This is a genomic window from Pseudoscardovia suis (assembly GCF_002797875.1).
GTDB lineage: Bacteria > Actinomycetota > Actinomycetes > Actinomycetales > Bifidobacteriaceae > Pseudoscardovia > Pseudoscardovia suis.
On the sequence record NZ_PGFC01000003.1, the window covers coordinates 292,429 to 303,034 of the forward strand.

The 10,606-nt window shown below is 62.8% G+C and carries 8 protein-coding genes; all 8 read right to left on the minus strand.

Annotated features, from left to right (window positions below; genetic code table 11):
- Positions 1-379: 379 nt before the first annotated feature.
- A complete protein-coding gene (locus CLV65_RS05430; protein ID WP_244902347.1) occupies positions 380-1,231 on the minus strand; it encodes an ABC transporter ATP-binding protein in 852 nt (283 codons plus the stop codon).
- Positions 1,232-1,263: 32 nt separating this feature from the next.
- Positions 1,264-2,088 carry an ABC transporter ATP-binding protein gene (locus CLV65_RS05435; RefSeq protein WP_094690920.1) on the minus strand — a complete coding sequence of 275 codons (825 nt, stop codon included), beginning with the start codon at positions 2,086-2,088 and terminating at the stop codon, positions 1,264-1,266.
- On the minus strand, positions 2,088-3,023 hold the full coding sequence (locus CLV65_RS05440) for an ABC transporter permease (protein WP_094690973.1): 936 nt from the start codon (positions 3,021-3,023) through the stop codon (positions 2,088-2,090). Before CLV65_RS05440 ends, CLV65_RS05435 begins: the two co-directional genes overlap by 1 nt.
- Before the next feature lie 50 nt (positions 3,024-3,073).
- Positions 3,074-4,120 carry an ABC transporter permease gene (locus CLV65_RS05445; protein WP_094690974.1) on the minus strand — a complete coding sequence of 349 codons (1,047 nt, stop codon included), beginning with the start codon at positions 4,118-4,120 and terminating at the stop codon, positions 3,074-3,076.
- 230 nt (positions 4,121-4,350) lie between these two features.
- Entirely contained in the window at positions 4,351-6,042 is a 1,692-nt protein-coding gene (locus CLV65_RS05450) for an ABC transporter substrate-binding protein (RefSeq protein WP_094690921.1), read from the minus strand.
- 369 nt (positions 6,043-6,411) lie between these two features.
- The gene (locus CLV65_RS05455; RefSeq protein WP_094690922.1) at positions 6,412-7,191 is read right to left on the minus strand and encodes a type III pantothenate kinase; all 780 of its coding nucleotides are present in this window, start codon (positions 7,189-7,191) and stop codon (positions 6,412-6,414) included.
- A gap of 178 nt (positions 7,192-7,369) precedes the next feature.
- Complete coding sequence (locus CLV65_RS05460) at positions 7,370-8,254, minus strand: pseudouridine synthase (RefSeq protein WP_094690923.1); 885 nt, start codon at positions 8,252-8,254, stop codon at positions 7,370-7,372.
- A gap of 57 nt (positions 8,255-8,311) precedes the next feature.
- Positions 8,312-10,393 (minus strand): NAD(P)H-hydrate dehydratase, encoded by a 2,082-nt coding sequence (locus CLV65_RS05465; protein ID WP_157847229.1) that lies wholly within the window; start codon positions 10,391-10,393, stop codon positions 8,312-8,314.
- Between the last annotated feature and the right edge of the window lie 213 nt (positions 10,394-10,606).

Below are 10,606 nucleotides of genomic sequence, written 5' to 3' on the forward strand. Positions count from 1 at the left end.
CAATGATTGCTTGGATTCAACTGTTTGAATTCATTGCAATCTGATTGGAGATGAACCCGAGGGGGTGAAGACATCGTTCAATTCTGGTATGCGTCAAGCGACGCACAGCCACTGGCTGGCGTCGTTAGCGACAACAACACGACGAATTGAACATCATGGTTGTGACTATAGCACACGGTTTTCGCGCTGCGGTTCACACGACCGCAACATGGGCATGGAACACGTGCGCAACAGGCTCAAAACGGAGCGTTTCGCCATCCGCATAGTGAGACGCACCGCGTTCTGCGCCGGTTGCCCCGGAATGCATATTGGCAGCCCCTGCTGCATGGCGATGGCCGTCGCAGTCCAGCGCACCACACGCATTGGAGCGCTGAACAACTCACAGCGTGGCGGCGGCGATGAGGCGGCGGGTGTAGGAATCGCGCGGATGGGTAAGAACTTGGTCGACCGTGCCGCGTTCCACGACGTCACCGTGATGCATCACGATCACATCATCGGCGAGGCGCTGGGCGACGCCCAGATCGTGGAGCACAACGAGCATCGCGACCTTGCCCCGCAAACCGCCGAGCACGTCAAGAATCTGCAAACGCGCCGTCACGTCGATGGCGCTCATCGGCTCATCGGCAAGCAGCAATCGCGGGCGCACCACCAGCGCCCGTGCGATTGCCACGCGCTGCGCTTGGCCACCGGAAAGGTCCACCGGCAAGCGCACGCCATACACGCGTGGATCCAGACCTACCGATTGCAATGTTTGTGCCGCTTGCCGCTCCGCCTCGTCACGCGGCACGCCCCGCGCCCTCAGCGGCTCGGCGATGCTGCGCAGTGCACTCCACCGTGGGTCGAGCGACGCGAAGGGATCTTGATGCACGATGCCGGATTCGCGCCGTAAGCGGAGCAATGCGGCATGATTGTTAATAATCGACATGCCGGCGGAATCAGCCGTCTCGCCGGAATGTACCGTATCTCTGGAATGCGCCGTGTCTGCGGAATCTCGGGCATCGCCGTAATACTCCACGTCACCGCAATCAGGACGGAGCAGGCCCATCGCAATCGATGTCAGCGTGGTCTTGCCGGAACCGGATTCGCCAATCACCGCCAGCGAACGCCCGCGCCGCAGCGTGAAGCTCACGTCGCGCACCGCAGGCACGCCGCGGTAAAACTTGGTCACATGGCTCACACGCAGGATTGCGTCAGGCGCGATGCCGTCACTCAGCTGTGGATTCTGATTCACCTGTGGACTGTGATTCAACTGTGGGCCCTGATTCAACTTGTGACACCTCCCTTCATGACGGTTCCTCCCTTCATGGCATCTGAAGCGGTGCCATGCAGCGTGAGCATTTCCGCCGCTTCCACGAGCGCTGCGCCCACTGGCGTCTGGGGCGCGCGCATGAGCGCCTCGGTGTTGCCGGACTCGGCGATGCGACCCGATTCCATCACATAGCATCGCGTGGTGGCGCGGCGCAGCACCGCGAAATCATGGGTGATGAACAGCAGCGACGCTCCCAATCCGTCAACAAGACGCACCAGCAAATCCACCACGTCGCGTTGCACAACGGCATCGAGCGCGGTGGTCGGCTCATCGGTGATGATGAGGCGCGGCGACGTGATAAGCGCGGCGGCGATCGCCACGCGCTGCCGTTGGCCACCCGACAATTGATGCGGATACGCATCCGCCAGCGAACGAGGCAGATCCACGGCATCCATCTGCCGAAGCACTCTTTCGCGCATCTCGTCGCGATCCACGTCGTAATGCAGCGCCAAGGGCAAACCGATGGAATGCGCAATGGTGTGCACGGGATCGAGCGCAGCGCCCGGATTCTGGAACACGGCGCTCACATAACGGCCCCGCAAGTCGGCAAGCCGAGCGTCCGGCGCACCGATGACTTCAACGCCACCGATCTTCACAGACCCCTTCGCATGAAGGGACGAGGGAAGAATCCCCAATATCGCGCGTGAAATCATCGATTTGCCCGAACCGGAAGGACCCACGAGCCCCACGCGCTCCCCCGGCGCCACATCCAGACTCACGCCAGTGACGATGGGGGCGGTTGACGAACCCACCACAAGGTCATGTACATGCAGCACCATCAGGATGCCTCCTCGATTCTGGCCGAAACATCATGTCCATCCGGCCTGTTGTCCGCCCGACCGTCGGCTGCATGACCGTCGGCTGCGACGGCATCCGCATAAGACACACGCCGCAGGTCGGCATTGACAAGCGGATCGGCGCAGTCACGCAAAGCATCGCCCAACAGGTTCAGCGCCACGACGACGGCGGTGATGATGAGGCCGGGCCAGATGACGGTGAGCGGATGCACGGTGATGAGCTTGGCGCACGTGGCGAGGCTCCTGCCCCATGACGGCACGCCGGCGGGCACGCCGATGCCCAGATAGGTGAGACCGGATTCGGCGAGGATGGCCGTGCCGGCGCTCATGCTCAGCTGCACGGCCATCATTGGAGCGATGGCAGGCACCACATGGCTGAAGAAAATTCGCCCCTCGCCCACCCCGTAGGAACGCGACGCCGCCACATAAGGGGACGCAGCGGCGAGCTGGGCGACCGGCCGAGTCACGCGCACCATGCTCAACGCATAGGCGAACGAACATGCAATCACGATCACCGCGATGGACGACCCCAACGGCACGCTTACAAGCATCGCGACAAGCACTGTGGGCACGGCTATGAGCGTGTCGACGCACACCATCCAGATGCGAGAGCCACGCCCTGCACCGGCATGCGAGCCCACGGACGCCCATACGCCCAGCAAGCCCAGCACCGTGGTGCACGCGACAACGAGCACCACGATGCCCAGCTGCGTGACGGACCCTTTCATGAGCCAGGTGAGCAAATCATGACCGGCGCCATCCGTGCCGAGCGGATGCGCCGCGCTGGGCCCGTCCCACACGTTGTGGGCATCGGAATACAGCAAGCCGTAGGGAGTCCAGAACATCGAGACAGCACATACGACAAGCCATGCCATGAGAACGGCGAGCGCATAGGCGCCATCGGCGCGATGCCACATCGAACGCAGAATGATGCCGGTGCGGCGGACGAACAGACGAATGGAAGAGTTCACGCTTCATCTCCTTCACCGGTTGCAGCGGAAGAGACGACAGCCGCGGATGCCACGGCCGCAGCTCCACCATCCGCATCCGCGCCAAATCCCGCCGCGTCCTTAAGCCGGGGATCGAGCGCATGGTGAAGCATGTCAACCACCAATCCCATCACGAGGAACAGCAACGACAGCAGCAGCAATTCGGATTGCACGGCAAGGAAGTCGCGCCCCTTGAGGTCATTCATGAGAAGCGTGGCGAAACCCGGCAGCGCGAAGAGATTCTCGACAACCACCACGCCGGTCATCATCGATGCGAAAGCGAGACCAGCGACCGACACGATCTGCGGGGCAGCCAGACGCAACCCCACGCGGCGCACCGCCTGGGCACGGGTCATGCCCGCCACCATCGCCTGGGCGATGTAATCGGTGTCGCACACATCCACGAGCGCACTGCGCACATAGCGCAGCAACTGAGCCCCGGTGATGATGCCTATGGACAGCGCTGGAAGCGCCAAGGATGCCAGCGCACGGCCCGGCGCACGCCATCCGCCGCTGGGAAAGCCTTGGGACGGCAGCACGCCCAGCAGCCCCACTCCTTTGCCGAAAATCAGCACCAGCAGCAATCCGCCCCACAGCGCAGGGATGGAACCGGCGACAATGGCGCATATCTGCAAAGCGCGACGCAGTTTGGCAGAACGCGCCGTGACCGCCAGCACGCCCAGCGGTATGCCGATGGCGAGCGCCACCGCCAAACCGAGCACGGCCAGAGGCAGGGTCACCTCCATGCGGACGCCCACTTGCGCGCCCACCGCCTTGCCACTGAGCTGCGAGACGCCCAGGTTCCCATGGAGCACATCAGACAGCCAGCTGAGGTATTGCACCGGGTACGGCCGGTCCAATCCCATCTGGGCGCGCAGCCGTGCCGTTTGCTCGGGCGTGGCGGTGGTGCCGCCGAGCACCATCGCCGCATCCCCCGGCAACATGCGTAGGAACGCGAAGATGACCGCGGACTGCACGAGCGCCGCCACGATGAATGCCGCCAGCCGGCGCACCACGTAAGGCACGCGCACATGCACATGTGCGTGGGCACGCGGCGATTGCGAGTGCGGCGACCGGAGTGCTGCTGACCGCGGTTCAGACGTTTTCGTCTGCCCTGCCGACTGTGTTACCTGTGCCGTCTGTGCCGCCGGTGCTGCCTGTGCAACCGGTGCCACCTGTGCTGCCTGTGCCGACTGTGCCGGCTTTCCTGTCATGTTCCGCTCCTGCTGTTCCTGCCGCTGCTACGCCGCCACCACTACGCCAGGCTGATCTGCCACAAAGGCAGATAGGTCTGGTTCATGTTCACCGGGAAGTTCTTCACGGAATCGTTCCACACCGACACCACGCGGAAGTTGAACAGCCAGTCGGCGGCGGCATCCTGCGACACCTGCTTGGCTGCCTGTGCGAGCAGCGAATCGGCCTGCGTCTCGTCGGTGCTTGCAATCGCCTGCTTGTACAGCGATTGCACGGTGGCGTTGTTATAGCCGAAGTAGTAGTCGGGGTTCGTCCACGAGGCGAAGTCATGGCTTTCGTTGTGGTCCACGAGCGACAAGTCATAGTCATGGTTCGTGTACACGTCGGAAAGCCAGGCGCTGAACTCCACGCGGTTCACCGTCAGCTGGATGCCTGCGTCAGCGAGCTGGCTGGTGAGTTGGTCGCCGATTTCGGTGGAATAGATGTTGGCGTAGGTGAGGGTGAGCTTGAGCGGATCGGATTCGCTGTAGCCGGCTTCGGCGAGCAGCTGCTTGGCCTTGTCGGTGTCATGCGGATACAGGTCTGTCAGATCTTCGTATCCCGGATCGAGGTCCGGGATCGGCCCGCCCAGGGCCTTGTCGACGCCACCGCGCGCCGCGATGATGGAGTCCTCGTCAATCGCATAGCGAATCGCTTGGCGCACGCGGATGTCGGTGAGAGGCGACTTGGCGTTGTTGAAAGCGAGCACCATCTTGTCGGTGTCGTCGCCCGCCTGCACGCTGTAGCCCTTGCCATTCAGCTGCTTGACGGAATCGTAGTCGACGCCCGACAGCGTCTGGATGTCGCCGGAGCTGATGGCGTTGACTGCCGCGTTGCTGTCGGCGTAATACTTGATGGTCACGGTGTTGATTTGCGCCTTGTTAGCTCCCCAGTACTTGGGGTTGGCGACGAGGCGGGCGGAATCATTTGCCGTGAACGAATCCACGAGATAAGGGCCCGATCCGATCGCCTGCGTCTTGGCGTCGTAATTCGCATCTTTGTCGAACACGAGTCCTGCACGGCCGGTGAGGTTCCACAGCAGTTGCGAATAGGGGGCGTCGAGCGTCAACACCACCGTGCTGTCGTCGGTGGCCTCCACGGACTTGTATCCGGCAATCGCATCGTAATCCTTGTATTGGTTGGATTCCAGCTCGCTGATCGACCATGCGACGTCGTCCGCGGTCAACGCATCGCCGTTCGAGAACGTGATGCCGTCGTTGAGATGGAACGTGTAGACGGTGCCGTCAGACGACACATCCCAGCTCTTGGCGAGCCCGGGCTGCGCCTTGTTGTCGGAATCACGGGAAAGCAGCGACTCGTATACATTCCCGATGAGCAGTTGGTCGAGCGCCGACCCCGACTGGGTGCGGATGTCAAGGTTCGTGGGCGAAAGGACCATGCCCAGCGTGATGTCGTTGGCGGTGGTGGCCGACGTGGTGCCGGCCTTCTTGCGGCCGTTCGTGACGGCTGCCGCGACAATGACCGCCACGACGACGATCACCGCCAGCAGCGACCACAGCCATGGCCGGCCATTGCCGCCATGGGGTTTCTTAGCTTTCAACGCGAGTGAAGCGTCCAATGACGCGCCGTCGGAAGCCGCTGCCGTGCTGGCTTCGTGGCTTGCGTTGTGATCGGTGCCCTCGAAAGGTTGTGTTGGCTGCGGGTCTTGTGTGGACTGCGTGTCTTGCGCAGAGGTGTTGTTTGTGTGTGTCATGTGTCTTCTCTCATCCGGCTGTCGCCGGTGGTCGTTCCGACACGTAAGCAGCTGCATGATGCTGGGGAATCGCTGCGCAGGCGTTTGGTTCGCGGTGCAACAGGAAGAAGCCAATGGCTCCGCATGCGTGTCGTGTGCTCCGTTGTCGAATGCGTCGCCGCGCCGTGGAAGGAAGGAATCCGGCTTCAGGCCGCCAAGCGGTCCCGATCCGGCATGATCCCCGCCGAGGCGTCGTCGCGCCATGAATGGAACGGTTACGACGTTACCCATCGCCTGCGACACCGACCGCCCCGTCACCGATTGCCACCGACACCACTGACCTGTAACACCGCTGACCCTTGGCACCACCCGCCCGGCGCCGAGGGCCGTTCACCTGCGTCCGCGTTGCATCTGGCGCTTGTAGATGAGGTTCATGCCTCGGAAGATCAAATCGGGGTCGAACACGTCGATGGCGTCGGTCTTGCCTTTGAACAGCGAGGCGAAACCGCCGGTCGCCACGACGGTGAACGGCGCGCCGGTCTCCTGCCGGCACATCTCGACGGTTTTCTCCAAACCACCCAGCGCCGTGTAATACAACCCGGCCTGAATGGAGGCAACGGTGTTGGTGGCCATGACGGTCGCCGGCTCGGCGATCTCGACGTTCGGCAGTTGAGCGGTGTCTCCGGCGAGCGCATGCGCCGATGTCTGCATGCCAGGGGCTATGACGGCCATGCGGATGTTGGCGTCTTCGTCGATGTAGTTGAATGTGGTGGCGGTGCCCATGTCGATGACAAGGCATGCGCCGTGGTACAGGTAGTAGGCACCCACGCAGTTGACGATGCAATCTGACCCCAATGTGCGCGGGTCGTCGACGCGCACGTTCACGCCGGTTTTGATGCCGGGGCCGACGATCATCGGATTGATATTGAAGAAATTGATGATGCTGGCGCGGAAGGAATGCATGACCTGCGGCACGACGGAGCAGATGATGACGCCTTCGACATCCTCGGGTTTGTAACCGCTCATCGCGAGGAACTGCACCAGCAGCAGGCCGTATTCGTCGCCGGTGCGTGGTGCCTTCGTGGAAATGCGGTATCTGCCATGGATCTCATCGTCTTCAATGAATCCCAAGACGATGTTGGTGTTGCCGATATCCACTGCCACGATCATGGTGCCTCCTTGGCCGATGACTGCACAAACCGCCTGCCTGCAGCATGCGGCGGGGTCGCGCGCCTGCATATGCGGGCTGTGCGCCTCCCACAACACTGTACACTCCGGAGGCTCATTCACGCCCCGGATGTGCTTGCGGCATGGCAGTGGATGCGCTTGCAGTCAAGCAGACTTGCAATCAGGCGAGGGACCGCAGCGCACTCCAGCCAGTCGGCACTTCCAACGGCACCTGGCTGCGAAACACACGGGGCGTGCCGTCGCGTGGATCAATGAAACGCAGTTCGCGGGCGACCAATTGCAAGGGCATGCTGAAATCGTCATAGGGGCGATCCATAAGCCGCGGATAGATGTCGTCGCCGAGAATCGGCAGGCCCAAGGCGTTCATGTGCACGCGCAGCTGATGGGTCTTGCCGGTGAGCGGCTCGAGGTGGTAAGCGCGCAACCCCCATGGTGCAAGCGGCATCACAAGGTGTGCGCTCGGTGCACTCGTTGTACTCTGTGCAGTCGGTGCGGTCGGTACACTCTGGGCACTCTGGGCGGTCAGTACAGTCTGCGCAATTTGCGCGGTCTGATCATCGGCGATGTCGACGAGCGTGCACGCGTTGATCGCCTCTGGTTCCTCGAACGCCTGGATGACGCCACGCAGCTTGGTGATGTGCGACCTGCGACGCAGCGGGAAAGCGCGAGGCGGGGCAAGCGGCTCGGTGATACCGACGCTGCGGCGTTCACGAACGGGTGCGAGCGGCGCCAGGCATTCGTAGGTCTTATGAACCTGCCTGTTTTGGAACAGCATTTGGAAAGTTCCGCGCAACGCCGGGTTCCTCACGAACACGACAACACCGGCGGTCGCCCGGTCAAGCCTATGGGCGGGCGTGATGGCATCGTCGTGATACATGCTTCGCAACCGCATCAATGCGGTCTGCCGATACCACATGCCCCGTGGCGTGGTGGGAAGAAAATGCGGTTTGTCTACGACAATGATGTCGGCATCCTCATACAGGATGCCGACATCAAACGGTATGGCGGGTTCATCGACAACCCACCGATGGTGACCGGAACTCACCGATTGCCTGACTTCACTGTGTCCGACTTCACTGTGCCCGACTCACTGTGCCCGACTTCACTCGCTGAGAGCGGCGTCGGCCTTCTTCGGGTCGTCTCCGGGCTTCTTCATCGCGGGTTCGGAAACCGGGCGCAGCACGGGGGCGGCGGGATCGAACACGCGGGAACGAGACCGCGAAACGCTCACGGTGTCGCCCGTCATGGACTTGATCGGCACGACCACATCCACGGTGCCATCGTCCTGCGGCTCGAATTGCACGTTCTGGGGAAGCGGACGCGGCGCGGGCTGAGGCTCGGGAGCCGGAGCGGGAGCCGGAGCTGCTGGCGCCTGGACGTATGCCGACGGCGTGGCATTGCGATAGGAACCGGGCACGAAACGTTCCGCCGGACCGTAATCAGCGCCCTGTGCAGGGGCATCGAAATCGGCAGGAGTTGTGTCGAACACATATTCCTGCGCGGGAGTCGGCACAACATAGCGCACGTTGCGCACAAGCACACTTTGCGAGCCCGGTACAGACACCCTGCCGGAACCACCCTTGGCAGGCGTGGCGATCACCGTTGTCTCGGTGACATTGACGATTTGCGAACCAGGCACGCTGATGCGACCGGAACCGCCCTTGAGGCGCGGCTTGGCAAGCACGGCCTTCTCTGTAAGAGGCTGAGCCTTGGGGGCCTGAGCGCCAGGCACGCCAACGCGACCCGATCCGCCCTTGGGGGCTTGCGCACCAGGAACTGCGACACGGCCCGAACCACCCTTCGGAGCCTGCGCACCAGGCACAGACACCCTGCCGGATCCGCCCTTGGGGGCCTGAGCGCCAGGCACTGCGATGCGGCCGGAACCAGCCTTGGGAGCTTGGCCACCCGGAACCGCGACACGACCCGAACCACCCTTGGAAGCCGATGCGGCAGGAGCCGACGGCTGCACGAGGCGGGCCTGGGATCCCGGAACCACAACAGTGCCGGAACCGGCGCGAACAACCACGGAAGGCCGCGCCGGCTCACCGAAATCCGGCGTCGCGCCGCCATCAGCCGGGGCACCGGCCTGCGGAGCCTGGCCTGGGGCAACCGGTGCGCCCTGAGGTGCGGCTGCCTGAGCGTCCATGACCGCACCAGGCTCGAAGGCCTCACGGTAGCGGCGCTCCAGTTCGCCAGAGGGGTCAATGAGCGCACGCACCGTAGCGAAGGTGCCCGCGTTCGGGTTGGCGATGATTTCGTAAGCAAGGGAGATGTTGGCGATTACGTCAGAGGCGTTGATCGGACCGCCATTGGTCGTCACCAGGAACGGCAGCAGGCCCATCGAGCCCAGCGCCATCGCATCGCGCGCCGCAAGGGAGCCGGCAAGGCCATGCAAAGCCACGCCAGTGGCGACGACCTGTGCAAGGGTGAGCTCGCCCGAATCGATGCGCGACGCATTCTGGGCAAGCACGGTGCCGATGATTCCGGCGAGCACGTCGCCAGTGCCGGCAGTGGCAAGCCAATGCGTGCCCTGCGTGTATTCGAGGATGTCACCGGGACGGCCCGCGGTGGCGATGACCGTGTCAGCGCCCTTGAGCACACACACGCAGCCGAGACGGTCGGCAAGAATCTGAGCCCATACGCGCGGCGAGGATTCAATCTCGCCATGATGCACGTCGTAGCCAAGCGCACGAGCGAGCGCCGCCGCTTCGCCAGAGTGAGGCGTGATGACGGTGCGGGCGATGATCGGGGAATCCGGAGCGGCCTTCGCAGCGGTGTAGAACGCACCCAACGCACCGGCATCCATGACCACGTACGGCAATGCGCCGTCACGGCCACGATCCTCTGTCTCGCTGGACCCCGGGAGCAGCGACAGAATCAGCATGCGGCGACCGGACTCCGCAATGGCGCTATCCATGCCAGAGCCCACGACCCACGCGTTAGCGGTTCCCTCACCGAACACAACCTCGGGATGCGCCGCAAGAATGGCATCCTCACAACGCTGAGGACCCACATAGCGCACATAGCCAGCGCCAGCCTCCGTTGCTGCGGAAACACCCAGCAGCGCTGCGCCAGGGTAACGCTGGGAACCGGTAACGAACGCCACCACGCCCCTGGTGTATTTCGAGTCCTTCAGCCCCGGGACACGTAGCACGGTCCCCGAGCACTGCAAATCCCACTGCATACTCAGTCTCCCACTTCCGGCGTGCTTCAAACATAATTTGCATTCCGGCACGCACACTTGCCTCATTAATGGAATACTGATTTTTACAATACCGCGAAACCCGCACAAGCGGGTAACGGATAACGTCCGAATTCTTGCGCATTTTCGGATTCCGGCCTTGATGGAAAAGGACATGGGCCGCGCCGGGTACGATTTTCAGTCGCTAGACAATGA